This window comes from Tolumonas osonensis (assembly GCF_014202415.1).
GTDB lineage: Bacteria > Pseudomonadota > Gammaproteobacteria > Enterobacterales > Aeromonadaceae > Tolumonas > Tolumonas osonensis.
This window is the reverse complement of the sequence record NZ_JACHGR010000004.1, coordinates 134938-156392: the sequence shown is the minus strand read 5'-3', so window position 1 is coordinate 156392 and position 21455 is coordinate 134938. Positions and strand designations below refer to the sequence as shown.

The 21455-nt window shown below is 43.3% G+C and carries 22 protein-coding genes and 1 other RNA gene; 12 read left to right on the top strand and 11 right to left on the bottom strand.

What is annotated here, in order from left to right; all coding sequences use genetic code 11:
• Positions 1-535: 535 nt before the first annotated feature.
• The 5 genes from queC (at position 536) to dbpB (ending at position 5498) form a co-directional block, all read left to right on the top strand.
• Positions 536-1234 (top strand): 7-cyano-7-deazaguanine synthase QueC, encoded by a 699-nt coding sequence (queC, locus tag HNR75_RS06910; RefSeq protein WP_188026272.1) that lies wholly within the window; start codon positions 536-538, stop codon positions 1232-1234.
• Positions 1235-1255: 21 nt separating this feature from the next.
• A complete protein-coding gene (queE, locus tag HNR75_RS06905; RefSeq protein WP_188026393.1) occupies positions 1256-1930 on the top strand; it encodes a 7-carboxy-7-deazaguanine synthase QueE in 675 nt (224 codons plus the stop codon).
• Between the two features lie 209 nt (positions 1931-2139).
• A complete protein-coding gene (locus HNR75_RS06900) occupies positions 2140-3072 on the top strand; it encodes a hypothetical protein (protein ID WP_188026271.1) in 933 nt (310 codons plus the stop codon).
• Positions 3073-3134: 62 nt separating this feature from the next.
• Positions 3135-4364: a tRNA-guanine transglycosylase DpdA gene (dpdA, locus tag HNR75_RS06895; RefSeq protein WP_188026270.1), complete on the top strand. Its 1230-nt coding sequence runs from the start codon at positions 3135-3137 to the stop codon at positions 4362-4364.
• Positions 4365-4385: 21 nt separating this feature from the next.
• A complete protein-coding gene (gene dbpB / locus HNR75_RS06890; protein WP_188026269.1) occupies positions 4386-5498 on the top strand; it encodes a DGQHR domain-containing protein DpdB in 1113 nt (370 codons plus the stop codon).
• Positions 5499-5529: 31 nt separating this feature from the next.
• On the opposite strand, the gene HNR75_RS06885 is transcribed toward dbpB, so the two are convergent.
• The 7 genes from HNR75_RS06885 to smpB all read right to left on the bottom strand — a co-directional run bounded on the left by HNR75_RS06885 (position 5530) and on the right by smpB (position 11739).
• Positions 5530-5751, bottom strand: a complete 222-nt coding sequence (locus tag HNR75_RS06885; RefSeq protein WP_188026268.1) for a hypothetical protein — start codon at positions 5749-5751, stop codon at positions 5530-5532.
• A gap of 177 nt (positions 5752-5928) precedes the next feature.
• Positions 5929-6954 (bottom strand): hypothetical protein, encoded by a 1026-nt coding sequence (locus tag HNR75_RS06880; protein WP_188026267.1) that lies wholly within the window; start codon positions 6952-6954, stop codon positions 5929-5931.
• Between the two features lie 15 nt (positions 6955-6969).
• Entirely contained in the window at positions 6970-7323 is a 354-nt protein-coding gene (locus HNR75_RS06875; RefSeq protein WP_188026266.1) for a helix-turn-helix domain-containing protein, read from the bottom strand.
• A gap of 421 nt (positions 7324-7744) precedes the next feature.
• Positions 7745-8884, bottom strand: coding sequence for a tyrosine-type recombinase/integrase (locus HNR75_RS06870; protein WP_188026265.1), 1140 nt, complete (start codon positions 8882-8884; stop codon positions 7745-7747).
• 579 nt (positions 8885-9463) lie between these two features.
• Positions 9464-10687, bottom strand: a complete 1224-nt coding sequence (locus HNR75_RS06865; RefSeq protein ID WP_188026264.1) for an integrase domain-containing protein — start codon at positions 10685-10687, stop codon at positions 9464-9466.
• 163 nt (positions 10688-10850) lie between these two features.
• Positions 10851-11211: a transfer-messenger RNA gene (ssrA, locus tag HNR75_RS06860) on the bottom strand.
• A 45-nt stretch (positions 11212-11256) separates the two neighbouring features.
• Entirely contained in the window at positions 11257-11739 is a 483-nt protein-coding gene (gene smpB / locus HNR75_RS06855) for an SsrA-binding protein SmpB (RefSeq protein ID WP_188026263.1), read from the bottom strand.
• A 131-nt stretch (positions 11740-11870) separates the two neighbouring features.
• Here smpB and HNR75_RS06850 point away from each other — a divergent pair, with 131 nt between their 5' ends.
• Both HNR75_RS06850 and HNR75_RS06845 read left to right on the top strand, forming a co-directional pair.
• A complete protein-coding gene (locus HNR75_RS06850) occupies positions 11871-12305 on the top strand; it encodes an SRPBCC family protein (protein ID WP_188026262.1) in 435 nt (144 codons plus the stop codon).
• Positions 12298-12597, top strand: coding sequence for an RnfH family protein (locus HNR75_RS06845; RefSeq protein ID WP_343043259.1), 300 nt, complete (start codon positions 12298-12300; stop codon positions 12595-12597). Before HNR75_RS06850 ends, HNR75_RS06845 begins: the two co-directional genes overlap by 8 nt.
• A 46-nt stretch (positions 12598-12643) precedes the next feature.
• Here the strand turns inward: HNR75_RS06845 and HNR75_RS06840 are convergent, their stop codons facing one another.
• From HNR75_RS06840 to nadK, 3 genes are all read right to left on the bottom strand, one after another.
• Positions 12644-12988, bottom strand: coding sequence for an outer membrane protein assembly factor BamE (locus HNR75_RS06840; RefSeq protein ID WP_188026260.1), 345 nt, complete (start codon positions 12986-12988; stop codon positions 12644-12646).
• Positions 12989-13059: 71 nt separating this feature from the next.
• Positions 13060-14727 carry a DNA repair protein RecN gene (gene recN, locus HNR75_RS06835; RefSeq protein WP_188026259.1) on the bottom strand — a complete coding sequence of 556 codons (1668 nt, stop codon included), beginning with the start codon at positions 14725-14727 and terminating at the stop codon, positions 13060-13062.
• An 89-nt stretch (positions 14728-14816) separates the two neighbouring features.
• Positions 14817-15701, bottom strand: a complete 885-nt coding sequence (gene nadK / locus HNR75_RS06830) for an NAD(+) kinase (protein WP_188026258.1) — start codon at positions 15699-15701, stop codon at positions 14817-14819.
• A 145-nt stretch (positions 15702-15846) separates the two neighbouring features.
• Between nadK and grpE the strand changes: the two genes are divergently transcribed.
• The 4 genes from grpE (at position 15847) to greA (ending at position 20351) form a co-directional block, all read left to right on the top strand.
• Complete coding sequence (gene grpE, locus HNR75_RS06825) at positions 15847-16431, top strand: nucleotide exchange factor GrpE (RefSeq protein WP_188026257.1); 585 nt, start codon at positions 15847-15849, stop codon at positions 16429-16431.
• Positions 16432-16581: 150 nt separating this feature from the next.
• Positions 16582-18507 (top strand): molecular chaperone DnaK, encoded by a 1926-nt coding sequence (gene dnaK, locus HNR75_RS06820; protein ID WP_188026256.1) that lies wholly within the window; start codon positions 16582-16584, stop codon positions 18505-18507.
• A gap of 86 nt (positions 18508-18593) precedes the next feature.
• On the top strand, positions 18594-19724 hold the full coding sequence (dnaJ, locus tag HNR75_RS06815) for a molecular chaperone DnaJ (RefSeq protein ID WP_188026255.1): 1131 nt from the start codon (positions 18594-18596) through the stop codon (positions 19722-19724).
• Positions 19725-19874: 150 nt separating this feature from the next.
• On the top strand, positions 19875-20351 hold the full coding sequence (gene greA, locus HNR75_RS06810; RefSeq protein ID WP_188026254.1) for a transcription elongation factor GreA: 477 nt from the start codon (positions 19875-19877) through the stop codon (positions 20349-20351).
• Positions 20352-20403: 52 nt separating this feature from the next.
• Here greA and yhbY read toward each other — a convergent pair whose 3' ends face one another.
• Complete coding sequence (yhbY, locus tag HNR75_RS06805; protein ID WP_188026253.1) at positions 20404-20697, bottom strand: ribosome assembly RNA-binding protein YhbY; 294 nt, start codon at positions 20695-20697, stop codon at positions 20404-20406.
• Between the two features lie 94 nt (positions 20698-20791).
• On the opposite strand from yhbY, the gene rlmE reads away from it, so the two are divergent.
• The gene (rlmE, locus tag HNR75_RS06800) at positions 20792-21421 is read left to right on the top strand and encodes a 23S rRNA (uridine(2552)-2'-O)-methyltransferase RlmE (RefSeq protein ID WP_188026252.1); all 630 of its coding nucleotides are present in this window, start codon (positions 20792-20794) and stop codon (positions 21419-21421) included.
• The last annotated feature ends 34 nt before the right edge of the window (positions 21422-21455 follow it).

The window sequence follows — 21455 nt, the reverse complement described above, 5'->3', positions numbered from 1 at the left end:
TATTGGAACCAGTTTTCGTTTGCTGTTGTAAAACAGGTCGATATCATCAAATACATTTATTATGGCTTTGTTCCTTGTCGCGCAAATTATATTTTTTATCCGTTCTCACCTGAGCAATTGACAAATGCTCTCTGATACTGCGTGGTCATGGCAATTGCCACAGCGACTTATGCTTCCTTCCCGGTCATAGGTTGCAGAAAGTACTGCCAATCATGGTTGAATCTCCTCAGTATCGATTGCACGAAGTTGATTAGTCATCGCGGTCGTTGCTCAACCATCAGTTGACGGGTATTCCTGAGCACCTTGATATCCAACTGTTCCTTGGTTTTGACCAGTACAAAGTGAATGCATGTACGGCAAATTGTTTCACATATTGCCAAAGCATCTTTTGCATCATTTTTCTGGATTCTGACAAACGTTTTAACATGTTGCGTGGGAATAGGTCTTACGTTAGTCTCAGATGTCCAAAATTACATCAACCTTCAAGGCTTATAGATGTTTTGATGGTTATATTATTATTTAGCAAGGAGCTAAAATGACTTCAGCAGTGGTTGTTTTTAGTGGCGGACAAGATAGTACAACTTGTCTTATTCAAGCGATTGAAAAATACGATGAGGTACATGCGTTAACATTTAACTATGGACAACGCCATAAATATGAAATTGAGGTGGCTAAAAAATTATGTGAAAAATTCAACATCAATAATCACAAAATTATTGATGTCTCAGTTCTTAATGAATTGTCACCTTCATCTCTTACTCGCAATAATATACCTGTCTCAAGCACACTACAAAACAATGGGTTGCCTAACACATTTGTGCCAGGAAGGAATATAGTTTTTTTAACCTTAGCGTCAATTTATGCTTATCAAGTTAACGCCGATGTGATCGTTACGGGTGTATGTGAAACTGACTTTTCAGGATATCCTGATTGTAGAGATGAGTTCATTAAATCTTTAAATCAGTCTTTATCTCTTGGACTTGAACGTATAATACATATCGAAACCCCGTTGATGTGGTTAAACAAATCAGAAACTTGGGCCTTAGCCGATAAGTATGGGAAAATGGATACTATCAAATATGAAACATTGACTTGTTACAATGGTATCATTGGTGATGGATGTGGTGAGTGCCCATCATGTATATTAAGATCTCGCGGATATAATGAGTATATTGAAAATAAAGAAAAAATCCAAAAAGATTTAACGCGAAAGATCTATCTGAAAAAGAATTAATGAGTTTATGGAGGGGAGATGATTTATTATCCTATCAACGAAATATTTCAATCAATCCAAGGAGAAGGTGTTTTTACTGGGACTCCTGCTATTTTCATCCGTATGCAAGGGTGTGATGTAGGTTGTTCTTGGTGTGACACTAAAAATACTTGGTGTTTAGACTATGAAAAAAAATTACCAGATAGTTCTTATTTGCACCAAAAGTCTGATAACTCAGACAGTTGGACAATGATGAGTTCAATGGAAATTTTTAAATATTTTTCTGAAAAAAACTACTCACCACAGCATGTTATTATAACAGGCGGGGAACCTTGTTTGTATTCTCTCCTTGAGTTGACTGATATATTGATAGGTAAAGGTTATTATGTTCAACTTGAAACCAGTGGTACTCGTGAGATTAAAGTTCATGAAAATGTATGGGTGACAGTTTCTCCGAAAATAGGAATGAGAGGTGGATTGGTTGTTTTACCTGAATCTATTAATCGAGCAAATGAAATAAAATATCCAATTGGAAAGGAAAAACATATTGAAGATCTTGATTGTATGCTAAAAAAATCAAACATTGGAAATGATGTTCAAATTTGCTTACAACCAATAAATCAAAATAAAAACTCCACTAAGTTAGCAATAAAAACATGTATCGATAGAGGATGGCGATTGTCAGTACAATTGCACAAATATATCGGACTCAAATAATATTGGCTGATGATTCTAATCAACTAGATAACTGTTGGATTTTTTTTGAAAACAATCATGCATCTTAAGATTATCAATCATTCTTTCTAATAAAATCAGTGTATTGATATACTTCTTTTCAAAATAATTTAATTACTCAACAAAAGCCTCTTGTAACTGATGCACTAATCCTGTAGCTTCTCTACTTGTAGACGCAAGTGGAGATTCGTATGAAGCGCATTAACCTTATCACTTCATGTACCAACTCAAAGAAACGTGGAAGTAATGCTCCACTTCGACTATCACACATAAAGGATCATGTAACAAATTTAGATCGTTTGGCAAAAAAATGGCTTACTAACGTCCATGACGAGCTATCGAATTCTGGTGGATATTCAGTTACTTCCATGTATAGGGGGAGTCATTGGTTTAATGCAATTAAAGCATCAAATCAATCAAATATAGATCTATGGGTTATTTCGGCTGGATTGGGTTTACTTCACTGCGATGATAAAATAATTAATTATCAAGCCACTTTCTCATCTGGTTATGATGACTCAATACCAAAATATGAGTTCACATCGGTTGTATCAAATCAAAAGTGGTGGTCATGTTTATGTGATATGACAACGAATATTACACATCCAAATTCTATATCTTCACTTATGGAAACTAGAAGAGATGAGTTATTTATTATTGCTGCATCGAATCAGTATATAGAAGCTGTGTTTCTTGATTTGATAAATGGAATGAAGCACCTAAATAGTCCAGAGTCCCAACTTGTGGTTATTACTTCAGGGAAGTTGAAAGTTAACGAATTGGATAAATGTTTGCTGTTCAGTGAAAGTAAACTAAAAAAATGGTTAGGATGTAATATGGTTTCATTAAATATTTGCCTAGCAAACAGGTTAATAGAATTCTGTAGAAATTCAACCACTAATGATTTTATTTTATCAAAAAAAATTATCAGCAATGAAATAAATAATGTTGCTGTTAAGGAAGAGAGAAAAACAATAAAGTGCACTGATGATGAGATATTAGAATATATTGCAATGATCAAGAAATTCGTCCCAGATATTAGTGCGTCTAATTGTCTAAAAAATTTTAGGCAAATGGGTAATAGTTCAGAAGAGCGTAGATTTCGCAACCTTTTTAACAAATAAGAGTTTGTATTATATATTTTTTTTTAGTATAATCCGCCGATTTTTTTATGAGGTGTTTTGCTTTGCCAAAGCTTAAGTATTTTTTCCCGGATAGCCAGGATTTTATTGATCCTAGTTTCGACTTCATTCGGGAGACTCGGCATGAACATCGAATTCGTCAACGTGATGACTTATATCCCCATGAAGTCTTCAGTAGACCCTACGATGGTATGCTCGTATCCAAAGCTGTTGTTGATGGTTTAGGTTCTGGCGAAGCGCGATATTCTAGAGCACAGCGGTTACGCTTCTTTAGAGAAGGTATACGTCGATTTTTCAGATTACCAGACTCCATGGAAAGCATGGGGGATTGCGGTGCATTTACGTATGTTACTCAATATGAACCTCCATATCGAGTCGAAGAGGTTATAGACTTTTATGAGTCATCTCGTTTCAACTACGGTGTTTCTGTAGACCACATCGTTTTTGGATATGAAAAACCCGGAAAACCAATTGATGGTGATGACTTAATCGAGTGTAAGAGACGTAAAGAGATAACATTAACTCTGGCTTCTGAATTTCTTCAAAAATCTAAAGGCTGTTGTTTTTCTCCATTTGGAGTTGCTCATGGTTGGAGCAAAGAGTCATATGCAGATTCCGTTAAGGCTCTTATCTCCATGGGTTATGAGCATATTACCATGGGTGGGATGGTTCCATTAAAAACTGAACAAATAATAGAGACTCTCGAAGAGGTCAGTAGAATCAAAAAACCAAGTACGAAGTTGCATCTTCTTGGTATCGCTCGTCCTCAAAGTTTGGATCGTTTTGCTGAATTAGGCGTGACAAGTATAGATTCTACAACCCCTCTTCAGCAGGCATTTAAAGATAGAAAAAATAATTATCACACGTTTTCTGGTCAAAACTTTGTTGCGTTGCGCGTCCCGCAATTAGAGGGCAACTTGGCTTTAGGAAGAAAAATACAGTCTGGCGTTATTGATCAGGATGTGGCTCGCGAGTTAGAGCGTAAAAGCTTAAAAATATTACATCAGTATGGCAAACGGGAGGTTTCTCTCGAGCAAACACTGGAGGTATTACTGGAGTACGAAAAGCTTCACTCTGGTGATAAACATGCTGATTCGGTTAAAAAGGACTATGAAGTTACATTATCCAACAGACCATGGGAGCAATGTTCCTGTGAAGTTTGCCGCTCGATAGGAATAGATGTAGTGATATTTCGTGGTTCAGAAAGAAATAGAAGACGCGGATTTCACAATATTCAAGTTTTCTATGATCGACTCAAATCTACTTTCAATTAATGCTTGAGGCTTGTTTATATAATGGGTGATTCAATTCTATGCGTTCCAGCCTTGAAAATTAAGCAAGGTGAAGGACGAGACATATTTAGTCTTGCAGTTGATGGAAAAAAAATAAGTCAAATTGCAAGTATATCTCGTATAAATCGAGAAAATGATGAATTAAAGGGATATCAACGACCTGAGGTGCTTTCTCATATCAAGGAAATTCAGAGATATATTGAGAGTTCTAATCCTATAATTCCAAACCCAATTATTATAGCTTTTGATGAAAGTGTATCATTCGAGCCAATAGATGAATCAAGTAGCTTTGGGTATTTGAAGATTCCTCTTTTTTCTGATGGGAAAAAAGCTGGATTTATAGTGGATGGACAACAAAGAACGGCTGCGCTTAGAGATGCCGATGTTGAGAATTTCATGATGCCAGTATCGGCGTTTATTGCTCATACTGATGAAGAACAACGCGAGCAATTTATGCTTGTCAACTCGACAAAACCGCTACCTAAAACACTGCTAAACGAACTGGCTCCATATACACTTGGTCGTTTGCCATCTGATTTGCAGGCTAAAAAATTTCCATCCATGCTTACACTAAGTATGAATTTTCAGGATGGACCACTTAAAGGGTTGATTAAAACTGCTACTAACCCAAGTGGAGTTATTGCCGACACCTCTATCATAAAGATGATTGATGCAAGTCTGAGGGAAGGTGCACTATACAGATTCAGAGACTCAAAAACTGGAACTGGTGACTCGATATCGATGCTGCAACTTTTAAATAATTTCTGGACAGCGGTTCACCATGTTTTTGATGAGGATTGGAATAAAAAACCTCGATATTCAAGATTGCTACATGGTGTTGGTATTATGTCTCTTGGTAGTCTGATGGACCATATTGATGCACAACATATGCTATTTGAAAACCTAGAAGACTGGAATCCAATTCCAACAGTAGAGTTTTATATAGAAGAGTTGAAATTTATTAAAGATAAATGCCATTGGAGTAGTGGTGCATGGGACTTTGGGGTTGATATTGACGGAATATCAATAACAAGAAAATGGAATCAACTACAAAACGTATCAAAAGACATTTATTTATTGAGCGATTATATTGTGAAAACATATGATAATGCCTAACTATTAGTGAAATAGCCCCTCCGGGGCTATTTCACTTCCCATTATAGATAAAAGTTGTGCCATTCTTATTAGATTTACTTATGATCCCTATTTCGCATAACTTTTCACAATATTCTTCACTTTCTGAAAGAATATATCTGTAATCGCCTCTGTAGTTTGTTTTCACCAAGAGAGCATGCGTCAATGTTGAGCAGTCAAAGTCTCCTGAACTGTTTTCTATAATTCCTAATAAAACCTCTTCATTTGTTTGCATACATGATCCCCCGGGACAAGATTTGTAATAACAATACATAACCTTTGGGCTTTATTTTCTTAACATGGAGATAAGTGGATTGCAAGTCTATGTTGGGTTTTCTTTTGAGCTGTTCCCAAACTTAGCACCACCATGCGTGTATTCTGGATCTTGGCCCTATACGTATTGGGAGTCTGTTCACCATTTACCATCATGTACAGTATTGTTATTTGGGCTCAACATTTGAATCTGCGCAGGTGTCACGCTACTGTTATCCTCAAGTGGTTTCTCACCTTTTTTGATCGTTTTAGCGGCAATGCTATCCAGAGATGCCAGTGTTGATGAACCGTTCAGGGCATTCAGATTATCATTATAATACTCAAACCACGGTAATCCAGCTTGTGCGTATTGTTTTGCTGAGGGAGGGGGGGACGGTATTGGTTTACCAGTTACATTCTGCCATTGCTGACTATTGAGTATATGAGCAAAACAGCGGGCTGATACTGACGTGTCCCATACATCGAAGTGATGAGGATCCTCATATATTTTCTGTTTCATAACCCCACCGGGGGCTAGACCTAACTCCATACACTTATCAGCACATATCTCATCGATCCCATATAAAGACTTGTTGGAATAACAAATCTTAAGCTGTAGGCGATTCTGTAGTTCTTCATAATGCTTGCGTTTCATCGGATAGACGATGATTTGTAGCCCTCCGTGCTCAATTGTACCGGTAATTTGTTCTTCGGCGGTAAATCCTTGTCCTTGAGGCATTGCTACAAACTGACGGATCAATCCTTTCTGTATGCAGTAGCCATCAAGCCAGGGTTGATTGGGAATCACGACATAGTCTTGAGGTACTTTGGTTAGGTCGTTTTTCCATGCTTCCCCGGTAACTGCATTGATCTTGCCTGTGGCGATCTTCACTGCAAATGGATAAGGTTCATTTCCTGGAATATGTCGGCTGGAAAAATTGATCCATAAGGCTTCGGACTGATACATGGGTAACAAAACTCCACCATGTTCCTGCCATTGAGATGGTAGCTTAGATGCGTAGTCTTCGACATGCTCCAACGGAAACCGGCCTAGCCCGGGAGGCAGAGGGTAGGAGTGATTGTCATCAGGGATCCGCAATGTACGCTGAAATTCAATTTCACACATTGCGTTTGGATGAATCTCCGGAAAACGGAAAATAAGTTTATTACTGTTTAGCTCTACCATTTTATTGCTCCTCATTCACCACTGACCATCTTTCACCTCTCGAACGACACGCAAAATGGCATGATCGGGAAGGTTTTTCAGCTGACGCAACAGATCAGCGAACAGTTGTGGCCGTTCCAGAATGATTTGCTGCAACTCACTTGACAGTTTGCCGGCCATTGCCAGCAAGATGTCTGTATCTTCATTCAGCAAAATGGCCAGTTTCACGATGACTTCTTCAGAAGGAGGGGCGAAAACACCCCGCTCGATCTTGGATAGATAGGCCGGTTCGATGCCGATACGTGTGGCTACTTGTCGCAGTGAATATTGTTTATCACTGGCTAGCAACGCTTCACGACGTTGTCTGATATGTTCACCAAATGTCTTCATATGTGTAGTATGTACTACATGCTTTATTATGGCAAGGAACATACATTAAAATTAAGTATCCCGACTCTATAGATAGGGGGAATGAAATGTCTGACCAGTGAGATTCGAAACGCAGTATCGGCTTAGTTTTGCTGAATACTGATTCTGTAGTGTTCAAGTAAAATTGGTCGTGGTTTTATAACCCGATGAAGTTACGTAAGCTAAACACAACTGTTCAAACTGCTCTTAACTGACGGTCCGTTGAATCGGGGTAAAACCATATGACTCTTTCAGAGGTAGCAGACACCATTGGCAAATCAGTTAGTACCGTTGAGCGAGCGGTAGCTAAACTGAAAAAACAAAACAGGCTGGTATATCACGGGCCTAAAAAAGGCGGTTATTGGCATATCCAATAAGCCCCCTCCGTGATAAATATTGCAGGTTAGTTTTTCCTGAAATTTGCCTGTATCACATTAGAAGCGTCTTTTTCGACAGCCTGTTTTTTTGTTGCAATGTTATTTGCCACAAAGTCACTCCATCTCAGGAACAGATCTTTTAATCGTTCAGGGTTACGTAAAGCGCCTGTTTGATAAGTTCGTAGCAATTTGTCGCTGATTTGGTGATTGAGCATGTGCTCAATTTCTAATGGTCCAACACCCAGCTCAATGCCCACAAGGGTGGCAACTGAACGTCGCAAGTCGTGAACGGTAAACGGCTCAGTTTCAGCCATTTTACGCATGCGGAGCCTGGTCAAAGCTCTCGTTACAGAATCATTACTTATGCTCTGACCTAATTTGCTTGGAGATTCAAAGACAAAAGGAGATAGCTGAGATGTTATTGATCGTTGTTCTTCTATAATCGACAACGCTAATGGAGATAAGGTAACTACATGAGGCCGTCCACTTTTTGTTTCTGGAATTGTCCACCGATCACCATCAATGTCTATCCAGCGCATACTTACAGCTTCGCCACGACGAACGGCGGTCAAGATTATTATCTTGAGAACATTCATCATACTGCCTGATAGAACAACATTACTTGCTATTCCTCTTCCTCCAGCACTCAGTGCTCCACCACCTTGTGTTCCTTCCTCCAATGCATGCCAAAAAGCGCACAACTCATCAACCGTCAACCAGCGTTCTCTCGGAATACTGGGGGTGGCGTTGTAAATTTTTGGCTCAAGGGCTAATACCGGACTTAATTCTATTAATTGACGCCGTGTAGCTTCTGCCATCAGTTGCTTCATGATTAACATTGCTTTACGTAAACCTTCAAGCGTTACACTCTGCAATTGCTTGTAGTGTTTATGCAGCATGGCCATTGTGATGTCAGCTACACGCTTTTTCCCGAAAACAGGGGAGAGGTGGCTGTTGTATATATTGCGATAATCTTTCGCTGTTCGGGGACTGATTTCCGGACGCATGCCATCCCGGCGCTTTGAGTGTTCTTTATGCGTTATCCACTCATTGAACAGTTCGTCCAGCAAGAGCATGTGAGCGTTGTGTTCTTTTTTGGCTGCAACTGCAAAACGCGGATCTATTCGTAATGCGACGGCCGCAGGTTCGACTCCTGTTGCCGACACCAATTAAATCAATTAGTTAAAAATAAAATAGCCACTCACTTCTTCGTTTTTTCTTCTGGGTACTTGCTCGGGTACTTAATTGACACACGCTAGACATCCTTAATTCCTTAGTGTGTTTCTTCTATTTATCAAGTGATTTGTATGGTCTAGATCGGTGCTTTGTCAGATTTTGGTGTGTGAAGTAGACAAAAAAGAACCATTCCGGTTCTTTACCTTATTAGACCAATATTTGAGCATCAAGGTTTCGATAAAGAGCTATTAGCTAACGATTCAATTAAGAACACTTTTGAAGCAAGTGCAGGAAGAATTCATGATCTACTAATGAATGATTTATTTCTAAAGGAAAATCAGCCTTGCAGGGAATTTGATGATGACTTTAATTTTTGATAGGTACGTTTTTTTGAAATTGCAGAACATCAGAGTAAAGGCCTGCTTTTGCAGGCCTTTACCATTGTCATCTCTAAACCCTCTCCGGCCCTAGCCAACTGCCGGTCTCGTTAGTGAAGCAGTGCCCCTTGTGATGGCTATTCCCGCGCAGGTGCTGCGTCATTCAATAAATGTGAAAGGTTAATCGATTTATTATACCGCTATCGCTAAACTAAGATTGCCACGCGCAGCTTGTTGGATATGATCACTCCACCACTTCATGAGTTCTATTCGGCGGTTAAAGTAGTCTGTTCTGTTATACGCTCTTCTGACATCATCTTTATCTACATGAGATAAAGCAGCCTCGATAACGTCAGAATCAAAGCCTTTTTCGTTCAGTGTGGTGCTTGCCAAGGCTCGCAAACCATGCGCAACAAGTAACTTATCGAAGCCCATGCGTTTCAGTGCAGCATTGGCAGTTTGATTATTGGTTGGTTGTCTCGGGTCTTTGTGGCTAGGAAAAACAAAATCTCGATGACCGCTGATTGGTCGCATAACCTCCAGCAAAGAAATAGACTGTGCTGTTAACGGAATTGAATGAGACTTTCTTTTTTTCATGCGTTCAGCAGGAATAGTCCAGACTTTATTCTCAATATCTATTTCGTCCCAACGAGTTCCAGCCGCTTCGCTAGGTCGCACCATGGTGTGCAAGCTCCATTCAATTAAGCAGCGAGTTTGTAATGTAATACTCGCTTTCGCCAGTGCAAACATGAGTTCAGGCAATTGTTCTGGCTTCAACGTAGGCATATGCTGTTTTTGTGGTTTTGCAAAAACATGTCGGATACCCGATGTGGGGTTAACCTCAATGATCCCTGAGTTGACCGCATAAATCATGATTTCATTGATCCGTTGAACCAGTCGTTTCAATGTCTCTAATGCGCCTTTTTCTTTCACTGGTTCTAAGGCTTCAATGACGAATTTTGCTTTAATCTCGGCAATAGGCATTTCACCAATAAAGGGGAATACGTCTCGCTCTAATGATCGCCATACATCACTAGCATAGTCAGATGTCACTTGTGTTTTTTTTAATTCAAACCATGCAGCCGCTATATTACTGAATGTATTTTCAACAATAGCCTTGGCTTGTTCTGTTTGTGCTTTCTGATGTTCCTGCGGGTCAATCCCTTTATCGAGCAATTCTCTGGCGGAATCTCTTTTTTCTCTGGCTCCAGCTAATGAAACAATATCCCACTCACCAAAGCTGATCATGGTTCGTTTTTTAGTTACTGGTCTGTAATAGCGAAAGCGCCAGAGTTTTGCTCCGCTGGGCTTAATGCACAGCTCTAGTCCCATGCCATCATGCAAGGAATACTCTTTCTCTTTGGGTTTTGCATTTTTAACTTCCGTAGCAGAAAGTTGACGAGTAATTCTAGGCATAGGCATACGACCTTTAGGCATATCGATGGGATATGCCTAAGCGTATGCCTAAATAGGTTGGATTTCAATGTATCGGATTGGACATCATCAGATAAGAAAAAACCCACGAAGCCTTATGCTACGCGGGTTTTTGTGTTTCTTTGTACTGCTTCGTACAAGTATTTGGTGGAGCTGGCGGGATTTGAACCCGCGTCCGAAAAACCTACATCCTCAGTACTACATGCTTAGTCGAGTCTTTACATTCGCCACCCAGCTGCGGACCGACACGCCACTGAATGACTAGCCTGATTGGTTTTAACGCTTCCGCCCCAGGCAGGACTTCCACGCGATCCGGTGAAGGATGACCTTCCGATTCCCTAAGTCACCAGCAAGTTAGGGTAGAAGGGCTTCGAGCAGGTTATTAAGCTGCTAAAGCGTAGGTTTCGTCGTTTGCGACTATTTTTTTGCGGTTTGTTAACGAGGCCTACCGCACCTCGGCATGCACCTTGGGTTTCGAGTGTCCCGTCGAATCCAGAATCAGCCCCAATGTGTTACTGTAACTATACCTGATAAACAGAAGCAGTCCAAGATCATCTGCCTTTGTTTTTCATCATGCGATCTTTATCTCGTTGCCACTCACGTTCTTTCAGGTCTTCACGTTTATCGTGTTCTTTCTTACCTTTAGCTAAACCGATCTCGACTTTGACCCAGGCCCGGCTCCAGTACATGGATAAAGGAATCAGCGTATAGCCCTGACGCTCGACCAGCCCAATCAGGCGTTCGAGTTCGCGTTTTTGTAGCAGTAATTTACGAATCCGGGTCGGGTCACAGACAACATGAGTTGATGCTACATTCAGCGGAGTAATTGTAGCGCCGAACAGAAAGGCTTCACCGTTCTGAACCAGCACATAACTGTCACCGATATTGGCTTTACCTGCCCGTAACGATTTAACTTCCCAGCCCTGAAGCGCAAGGCCGGCTTCATATTTGTCTTCGATAAAATATTCATGGCGGGCTTTTTTGTTCAGCGCGATAGTACTGTCACCGCCTTTCTTTGTTTTGTTTTTACTCATGTCGCTGAAACCTTTTATAAATTCAAGCGTTCCATTATACGTCTTGTATTTTTGCTGTAAAACCAAAGCCACTCAGGTTTAGTGCTTGGTCACGTCGCCATGTTAGAATAAGCCGGTTAAAAGGAGTCACTATGGCGCGAGTTAACCGCAGTGCACTGGTCATGTTCAGTGCAGAGCAAATGTTCAGATTGGTCAATGATGTAGAAGCTTATCCTGCTTTCCTGCCGGGCTGTGTGGCAGGAAAAGTGTTGGAGCAATCAGGCACCCACATGCTGGCCGAGGTTGGCGTTTCTAAAGCCGGGATTCATAAGACGTTTACAACGCGTAATACACTGACAGCCAATAAAACCATTGATATGGAACTGGTCGACGGGCCTTTTAAAATGCTGAAGGGATGCTGGCACTTTATTGAGCTTGATGAGCAGGCGTGCAAGATCGAACTGGATTTGGAATTCGAATTCAAATCACATCTGATTGAAATGGCTTTCGGAAAGATTTTCAAAGAATTAACAGGTGCAATGGTGCAAGCGTTCACCGTGCGTGCGAAGGAGGTGTATGGTGTCTGAACGAATTCAGATTGAGGTGGTATATGCGTTGCCTATGCAGCAGACAACGTTGACCGTGAAAGTTAATCCTGGCATTACTGTTGAAGAAGCTATCCGGGAGTCAGGCATTTTGGCTCGGCATCCTGATATTGATTTAGCCACGAATAAAGTGGGATTGTTCGGGCGGACTGTCGCGCTAAGCACTCGAATAGAGCGGTCAACCCGAATCGAAATATACCGGCCATTGCTTGCTGATCCGAAGGAAATCCGCAGACAGCGGGCAGAAAAGGCAAAACTGCAGTCACTGAAATAAACAAGCCGTCGATATAAGACGGCTTATTCCGGACAAACTCAGTCAATCAGAGCGGTCTGTAGAAATTTGGCGGGGTACGGAAGTCACCGGAAATTGCAGCCAGACGATCATTTTTAAACATGAGTCGCATATCTTTACGCTCTTCTTTATCCCAGCCTGGTTTCAGATAATAAATGTAATACCAGACGTTGGGATCATTCTGATCGGTTACCATCGGGCTGCCCATCACGTAGATCACCTGTTCACGGGTCATGCCCACACGCAGTTGATCTACCTGTTTCTGTTCGACATAGTTACCTTGTGGAACATCAATACGATAGACACAACCAGTCGTGGCTGACATCATCACGCCGGCTAACAGCGCCGCTATCCATTTGCTGCGATTTTGCATGTCGGTTCTTCTTGTCTGACAGTCAATTAAGCTGCCCTGATGATAGCGGGTAAATAACATCAGGGAAAGCGTTAGGCACTGATCAGTAATTCACGAGCATTAGCCAGTGTATTGGATGTGATCTGATCGCCACCTAATAAACGGGCCAGCTCATGTAACCGCATTTCCTGATCCAGTAACTGCATGGATGTTTCCGTCTGGTGTCCGTCGTTTTGTTTGGCAACCAGATATTGCTGATGACCATGACCGGCAACCTGCGGTAAGTGTGTTACCACTAAAACCTGCGTCGATTCACCCAGTTTTCTCAACATCTTGCCGACAATGGCGGCGGTGCCGCCGCTGATCCCGACATCGACCTCATCAAAGATGAGGGTAGGGGTGGCTACACGTTGTGCGGTAATCACCTGTATTGCCAAACTGATCCGCGACAATTCACCGCCCGATGCGATTTTGGCCAATCCCTGCATAGGTTGCCCCGGATTGGTGGATACCTGAATTTCGGGGATATCCAGCCCTAATGCCGTTGGGGTCGGTGTTTCCTGAGGATGGAATACAAACTCTAACCGCCCGTCAGGCATGTTCAGTTGCTGAATCTGATCGGTAATTTGCTGGCTGAGTTCTGCTGCATAGCGTTTTCTGCTGGCAGATAGTTTGGTTGCTGCATCCAGGTACTCCTCGCGAGCCTGCTGTAATGCGCCGGCTAATTCCTGCAAGCGTTCGTCAGCAGCTCCCAGTGCCTGAAGTTCCTGGCGTAGCGAAAAATGCTTTTCTACCAACTCTTCTGGTTTTACATGATGTTTTCGCGCCAGCTCCATCGCTTTTGAAAGACGGTTTTCAACCTCAGTAAAACGAGCCGGATCGATATCCATATTCTCAAGATAACTTCTTAATTCATAATGACTTTCTTCTATCTGGATCTGTGCGTCCTGCAGCATTTGTGCGACATTTTTCAGACGGGGGTCAACTTCACCCAAACCTTCCAGTTTATCCAGCACATTCTGCATTAACACATTGATGGTGACGTCATCGCCATCGTGCAGCAGTTGCAGGCAAAACTGGCTGTCGTTGAGCAGAGACTCACTGTTTGCCAGCCGGGTGTGTTCAGCTTCGATTTCATTAAATTCACCAGGTTGTAATGCAAACTCGTCCAGTTCTTGTACCTGATACTCTAAAAGTTGCAGCCGGGCCTGACGCTGTTCCTGTGCCTGACGTAAACGTTGCCGCTCAGCATGCAGACTACGCCAGCTTTGATAATGCAGGCGGGTTGTATCCAGTAGTCCCTGGTGATTGGCATAAGCATCCAGAACGGTCAGCTGATGTTCTGGTTTGAGCAAAAGCTGATGTGCATGTTGACCATGAATATTGATCAGGGTTGATCCCAGCTGTTTTAACTGGGTCAGCGGAACGGGGGTTCCATTGATGTAGGCACGGGAACGACCTTCGACGGTAATGACCCGGCGCAAAATACATTCATCCTGCGTATCAAGGTCATTGGCTCGTAACCATTGCTGCGCATGCGGGTTTTTTTCAATATTGAAACGGGCAATAATTTCTGTTTTATCTGAACCATACCGCAACATACCGGCATCTGCCCGTTCACCAAGACATAAGCCCAGAGCGTCTATAGCGATTGATTTACCGGCACCGGTTTCACCGGTAACACAGGTCATGCCATCCCGTAAATCCAGTTCCAGAAATCGGACAATTGCAAAGTTATGAATAGTGAGTTGTGTCAGCATACCGGGCAGGCTCCACTGCAGATAGACTGACTTTGAGTATATACTGTATATAGATACAGTAAAGGGGCGGAAGATAAATTTACTGTATATTAAAACAGTTGATTGCTCCATCCCAATTTTGTGCGTAATACGTTGAAATAATCGTAATCTTTAGGATGCAGCAGCGTTAACTGATGCGGTGCACGGCGAATAATGATTTCATCACCCGGATGAACAGAAAGCGTGACATGGCCATCACAGCTCACATGGAGTTGCTCATCCGGATTATCCGGTGATATCACCAGTTTTACCTGGCGGTGAGCATCAATAACGATAGGGCGGCAACTCAATGTATGCGGAAACATGGGAACCAGCGTCATCACATCCAGTTGAGGCATCAGTATGGGGCCGCCAGCTGACAGGGCATAAGCGGTTGATCCGGTCGGTGTAGAAACGATCATTCCATCGGCGCGCTGACTAAAGACAAAACTGTCATCAATATAGACAGAATATTCAATCATGTGCGCTATTTTGCCCGGATGCAGAACGGCTTCATTGAGCGCGGTGTTGGACGATTTAGGTTCGCCATGGCGATAGATGATTGTTTCCAGTAAAAAGCGGTGTTCAGTCTGATAATCGCCGGAGAGCACCTGTTGCAGAGAGGCTTTGAAATCATGCGGTGATAAATCCGTCAGGAAACCCAGATTACCACGGTTAACACCAATGACCGGTACATCATAACGAGCAAGGACCCGGGCCGCCCCCAACATATGTCCATCACCACCGACAACAATAGCCAGATCAGCACTTTTACCGAGTTCTACGATATCCATACAATCTTCTGGCGGACATGGTAATTGCCGTGCAAGTCTGCTCTCGGTAAGGACTTCGTAACCTTGTGCCCGCAGGAATTCATACAATGCTGCGATAGTCTGATTAACTTCATCATTGTTTGTCTTGCCGATTAAGGCCAGCGTACGAAAAGCCTGAGACATGGGTTTGTTCCGGAAATTATTATGGTCTCAGTATAACTCTTTTCCCTGCTGAACCAATAAATTACCTGCAGATGAAAAATATCCTCTTGAAAATACCAATGCCATCCCCATATTTGTGCCATTGCGTAACTTCAGGTAGTGAAAGATGACTAATCAGGAACAAGTTCAGGAATCCGTTAATCAGGAAAATCAGGCTGCAGAGCAACAGGAAACTATCGCTATTGAGGGGGCTGCCATTGACCCTGCCTACGTTGTTGATCTGGAGCAAAAGCTGGAACAGGCCAATAGCGTGGCTGCGGAAGAAAAAGATCGTGCCTTGCGCACTGTCGCTGAAATGGAAAACCTGCGCCGTCGTACAACATTAGACATTGAGAAAGCGCATAAATTTGCCTTGGAAAAGTTTGCCACTGAATTATTGCCTGTACTGGATAATCTCGAGCGGACTATACAGGTTGCCGACAAACAGAATGAGGCAGTGAAACCTTTGCTGGAAGGCGTTGAGCTGACACTGAAATCCATGGCAAACAGTGTGGCCAAATTTGGTGTTATCGCCATTGACCCGCAGGGGCAGTCATTTGATCCAAATCAGCATCAGGCCATGAGCATGGTTGAAAATGCCGATGTAGCGCCAAATACCGTCATCGCTGTCATGCAAAAAGGTTATGAACTGAATGGACGGGTTATCCGTCCGGCTATGGTTATGGTCAGCAAAGCACCGGCTGACGCCTAAGTTTAATTTGAGTTTCCCCTTGAATAGACAAAAGGGAAACACCATATAACAGACAATGCCGTTTTGTGGGCGAACTTGAAAATTGAAAACGTCATCCCCACATAAATGATAACGGTTTAGCAGTAGTAAAAATTTCTGGAGACATATCAAATGGGTAAGATCATCGGTATTGACCTGGGCACCACCAACTCTTGCGTAGCTATTCTGGATGGTGACCATGCTCGTGTTATTGAAAACTCGGAAGGCGATCGTACAACTCCTTCTATCATCGCCTACACCGATGACGGCGAAATTCTGGTAGGTCAGCCTGCTAAACGCCAGGCAGTAACAAACCCGAAAAACACCCTGTATGCGATCAAACGACTGATCGGCCGTCGTTATGAGGATGAAGAAGTACAGCGTGATATTAAAATCATGCCATTTGATATCGTCCGTGCCGATAACGGCGATGCTTGGGTAGATGTAAAAGGCCGCAAACTGGCTGCGCCACAGATTTCAGCCGAAGTGCTGAAAAAAATGAAGAAAACTGCTGAAGATTTCCTGGGCGAGCCAGTAACCGAAGCGGTTATCACTGTGCCTGCTTATTTTAACGATGCGCAGCGTCAGGCGACCAAAGATGCCGGTCGTATCGCGGGTCTGGATGTAAAACGTATCATCAACGAACCAACAGCGGCTGCATTTGCCTACGGTGTTAACAAAGTTAAAGGCGAAAGCAAAATCGCAGTTTATGACCTGGGTGGCGGTACATTCGATATCTCTATCATCGAAATCGATGGCGAGAAAACCTTCGAAGTATTGTCAACCAATGGTAACACCCACCTGGGTGGTGAAGACTTTGATAACCGTCTGATCAACTATCTGGTTGATGAGTTCAAACGTGAACAGGGTATTGATCTGCGTAAAGATCAGCTGGCTCTGCAACGTCTGAAAGATGCGGCTGAGAAAGCGAAAATCGAACTGTCATCTGCTCAGCAGACCGAAGTAAACCTGCCGTACATCACCGCAGATGCAACTGGTCCTAAGCACATGAACATCAAAGTAACCCGAGCCAAACTGGAATCACTGGTTGAAGATCTGGTGAAACAATCGATTGAACCACTGAAAATTGCACTGAAAGACGCTGGTCTGTCAGTCAACGAACTGGACGACATCATTCTGGTGGGTGGTCAGACTCGTATGCCTATGGTTCAGAAGGCAGTTGCAGATTTCTTTGGTAAAGAGCCACGTAAAGACGTAAACCCTGACGAAGCAGTCGCGATGGGCGCAGCAATCCAGGGTGGCGTACTGGCCGGTGAAAAACATGACGTACTGTTGCTGGACGTGACTCCACTGTCTCTGGGTATCGAAACCATGGGTAGTGTGATGACCACGCTGATTGAGAAAAACACCACGATTCCTACCAAGAAATCACAGGTGTTCTCCACGGCTGACGATAACCAGTCTGCGGTAACTATTCATGTGCTGCAAGGTGAGCGTAAACGTGCATCAGACAACAAATCACTGGGTCAGTTCAACCTGGAAGGTATTCGTCCTGCGCCACGTGGTTTGCCGCAAATCGAAGTGACCTTCGATATTGACGCTGACGGCATTCTGCATGTAGGTGCAAAAGATAAAGATACCGGTAAAGAACAGAACATCACCATTCAGGCATCTTCTGGTCTGTCAGACGATGAAATTGAACGTATGGTGCGTGAAGCGGAAGCCAATGCTGCCGAAGATAAGAAATTTGAAGAACTGGTTCAGGCCCGTAACCACGCTGATGCGCTGATTCACGCCACCCGTAAGCAGATCACCGAAGCTGGTGATGCATTGCCGGCGGATGAAAAAGCGAAGATCGAAGCCGCAGTTAAAGCGCTGGAAGACGCGGTTAAAGGTGATGACAAGGCTGCTATTGAGGCAAAACAACAGGAGCTGATGACTGCATCTCAGAAACTGATGGAACTTGCGCAACAGCAGGCTCAGCAACATCAGCATGCTCATCAGGGTGCTGACGCTGGTAAAGATGCTTCCGGTAATAAGTCTCATGATGATGTTGTTGATGCTGAATTTGAAGAAGTTAAAGACGACAAAAAATAAGCATTAACCATTACTGACAGTAATCACGGGCGTTGGTTGGGTAACCAACGCCCGTCTGTCTATCCAAAAGGTATGGATAATTCACTATGGCAAAGCGAGATTATTACGAAATATTAGGGGTTGAACGCTCTGCCGATGAGCGCGAAATCAAAAAAGCCTATAAACGGCTGGCGATGAAATACCATCCTGATCGCAATCCTGATAATCCGGAAGCAGAAGAAAAATTCAAAGAAGTCAAAGAAGCTTATGAAATTCTGACGGATGCGCAGAAACGAGCTGCTTATGACAAATTCGGTCATGCTGGCGTGGATCCAAATCAGGCTGGGCCAGGTGGTTTCGGTGGTGGTGCGGACTTTGGCGATGTCTTCGGTGATATCTTTGGTGATATTTTCGGCGGTGGCCGTCGTAGCCAGCGCGCAGCACGAGGTGCCGATCTTCGTTACAACATGGAACTGACGCTGGAAGAGGCTGTCCGTGGTGTTAGCAAGGAAATCAAAGTACCGACCCTGGTTGAATGTGACGAATGCCATGGTTCAGGCGCCCGTTCCGGTACGTCTGCACAGACCTGTCCGACCTGTCATGGTTCCGGCCAGGTTCAGATGCGTCAAGGTTTCTTTGCCGTAACACAAGCCTGTCCGCACTGTCATGGTAAAGGCAAGATCATTACCGATCCTTGCCGTAAATGCCATGGCGATGGTCGTGTTCAGAAAACCAAGACCTTGTCAGTTAAAATCCCGGCCGGTGTGGATACCGGTGATCGCATTCGCTTAGCGGGTGAGGGTGAGGCTGGCGAATTTGGTGCTCCGGCTGGTGACTTATATGTACAGGTGCATGTAAAAGACCATCCGATTTTTGTCCGTGATGGTAATAACCTGTACTGTGAAATTCCAATCAGCTTTACTACTGCAGCACTGGGTGGCGAAGTTGCCGTGCCAACCCTGGACGGCCGGGTGATGCTGAAGATCCCGTCTGAAACACAGACTGGCCGGATGTTCCGTATGCGAGGCAAAGGTGTTCGCTCATTGCGTTCAGGCACAGAGGGTGATTTGCTCTGCAAAGCGGTGGTTGAGACTCCCGTCAAACTCAGTGATGAACAAAAAGAATTGTTGAAACAGCTTGAGGATTCGCTGAATGGTTCCGGTGTGAAAACACATAAACCGAAAGCAGATGGATTCTTTGAGGGTGTCAAACGATTCTTTGATGATCTGACAGGCTAAAAATACCGGCACCTGTTTGTTTCAGGCAGGTGCTGATGTATAGTCGGACATTCCATTTTTGTAGTGAGATGATATGAATTTTATGTTCGTATCATCTTTTCTTATTTGCGTTGTTTTTAACGCTAAAAAAGTACGATTAGGTCCAAGATTATGAATCAGACTCCAATGACCGTGCGCGGCGCGGAGAAATTACGCGAAGAACTCGACTATCTGAAGACAGTACAACGTCCGCAAATCATTCAGGCTATCGCAGAGGCCCGTGAACACGGAGATCTGAAGGAAAATGCCGAATACCATGCGGCACGTGAACAACAGGGTTTCTGTGAGGGCCGTATTCAGGAAATTGAGGCCAAGTTGTCAAAAGCCCAGATCATTGATATCACCAAATTGCCAAACAATGGTCGTGTTATTTTCGGTGCGACAGTGACGGTAGTGAAATGTGATACCGAAGAAGAAATTACTTATCGTATCGTTGGTGATGATGAATCGGATATCAAAGCCGGACTGCTTTCAATCAACTCTCCGATTGCCCGGGGATTGATCGGTAAAGAAGTGGATGATGTGGCAATCATTGCTACACCGGCTGGTAAGGTAGACTTCGAAATTATTCAGGTTGAATATATCTGATTATCCGGTAGTTCTGCGCCATCTGCGGTTGCAGATGGCGTAGTCATCGGATTTACTTCGGAAGACTGATTTTCTTTTCTTCTGAAGGACGGAACAGCGTTAACACATTTCCCATAACCTGCACCTGTACAGCATTGGTTTCACGGACAATGGCATCAACAATCAATTTTTTGGTTTCGCGGTCAGCCGCAGAAACTTTAACTTTTATCAGTTCATGATGGTTTAGTGCCGCATCAATCTCGGCCAGGACACCCTCAGTCAGTCCATGCTGACCCAGCATGACAACTGGTTTCAGGTCATGAGCCAGTCCTTTCAAATATTGCTTTTGTTTGGTTGTTAAATTCATGGCACTATTTCTTCTTTAATAGATATTGAAAACGCCACATTTTAACCCCATCTACACTTTAATACTAATAGGGTTCGTTCCCAGAGTTGTTTACATGAGTAAAAAGAAGCGTACCGCCAGCTCAAGTCGCTGGCTTAAAGAACATTTTGATGACAAGTATGTGCAAATGGCACAAAAGCAGGGATTAAGATCCCGGGCTGTATTCAAGATTGATGAAATTCAGCAAAAAGACAAATTGATCAAACAGGGCATGACGGTCGTAGATCTTGGTGCGGCACCTGGTGGCTGGTCGCAGTTCTGTGTTGAACAGGTCGGACCACATGGCAGGGTCATAGCGTGCGATATTTTACCTATGGATCCAATAGCCGGCGTGGACTTTTTGCAAGGCGATTTCCGTGAGGAAGCAGTGCTTAATGCGTTGCTGGAGCGAGTGGGTGAACAGAAAGTTGATGTTATACTTTCTGATATGGCACCAAACATGTCTGGAACACAAGCTGTTGATCAGCCAAGATCAATGTATCTGGTTGAACTGGCTTTGGATATGTGTAAACAAGTTCTGGCTGCCAAAGGCAGTTTTATTGTTAAAGTGTTTCAGGGGGCCGGTTTTGAAGAATATCTCAAAGAGGTCAGATCATTGTTTTCTGTGGTCAAGATTCGTAAACCTGATTCATCACGTGCCCGTTCGCGGGAAGTCTATATTGTGGCTACAGGTTTCAAACTGTAGTAACCTGAAACTATCTTAGCCATCAATTGCGAGG

What these genes read in the sequence shown, in the direction of transcription:
- queC (WP_188026272.1), top strand. Translation starts at nt 536, where the DNA reads ATGACTTCAGCAGTGGTTGTTTTTAGTGGCGGACAAGATAGTACAACT.
- HNR75_RS06900 (WP_188026271.1), top strand. Translation starts at nt 2,140, where the DNA reads ATGAAGCGCATTAACCTTATCACTTCATGTACCAACTCAAAGAAACGT.
- dbpB (WP_188026269.1), top strand. Translation starts at nt 4,386, where the DNA reads ATGGGTGATTCAATTCTATGCGTTCCAGCCTTGAAAATTAAGCAAGGT.
- HNR75_RS06885 (WP_188026268.1), bottom strand. Translation starts at nt 5,751, where the DNA reads ATGCAAACAAATGAAGAGGTTTTATTAGGAATTATAGAAAACAGTTCA.
- HNR75_RS06880 (WP_188026267.1), bottom strand. Translation starts at nt 6,954, where the DNA reads ATGGTAGAGCTAAACAGTAATAAACTTATTTTCCGTTTTCCGGAGATT.
- HNR75_RS06875 (WP_188026266.1), bottom strand. Translation starts at nt 7,323, where the DNA reads ATGAAGACATTTGGTGAACATATCAGACAACGTCGTGAAGCGTTGCTA.
- HNR75_RS06865 (WP_188026264.1), bottom strand. Translation starts at nt 10,687, where the DNA reads ATGCCTAGAATTACTCGTCAACTTTCTGCTACGGAAGTTAAAAATGCA.
- smpB (WP_188026263.1), bottom strand. Translation starts at nt 11,739, where the DNA reads ATGAGTAAAAACAAAACAAAGAAAGGCGGTGACAGTACTATCGCGCTG.
- HNR75_RS06850 (WP_188026262.1), top strand. Translation starts at nt 11,871, where the DNA reads ATGGCGCGAGTTAACCGCAGTGCACTGGTCATGTTCAGTGCAGAGCAA.
- HNR75_RS06840 (WP_188026260.1), bottom strand. Translation starts at nt 12,988, where the DNA reads ATGCAAAATCGCAGCAAATGGATAGCGGCGCTGTTAGCCGGCGTGATG.
- recN (WP_188026259.1), bottom strand. Translation starts at nt 14,727, where the DNA reads ATGCTGACACAACTCACTATTCATAACTTTGCAATTGTCCGATTTCTG.
- nadK (WP_188026258.1), bottom strand. Translation starts at nt 15,701, where the DNA reads ATGTCTCAGGCTTTTCGTACGCTGGCCTTAATCGGCAAGACAAACAAT.
- grpE (WP_188026257.1), top strand. Translation starts at nt 15,847, where the DNA reads ATGACTAATCAGGAACAAGTTCAGGAATCCGTTAATCAGGAAAATCAG.
- dnaK (WP_188026256.1), top strand. Translation starts at nt 16,582, where the DNA reads ATGGGTAAGATCATCGGTATTGACCTGGGCACCACCAACTCTTGCGTA.
- dnaJ (WP_188026255.1), top strand. Translation starts at nt 18,594, where the DNA reads ATGGCAAAGCGAGATTATTACGAAATATTAGGGGTTGAACGCTCTGCC.
- greA (WP_188026254.1), top strand. Translation starts at nt 19,875, where the DNA reads ATGAATCAGACTCCAATGACCGTGCGCGGCGCGGAGAAATTACGCGAA.
- yhbY (WP_188026253.1), bottom strand. Translation starts at nt 20,697, where the DNA reads ATGAATTTAACAACCAAACAAAAGCAATATTTGAAAGGACTGGCTCAT.
- rlmE (WP_188026252.1), top strand. Translation starts at nt 20,792, where the DNA reads ATGAGTAAAAAGAAGCGTACCGCCAGCTCAAGTCGCTGGCTTAAAGAA.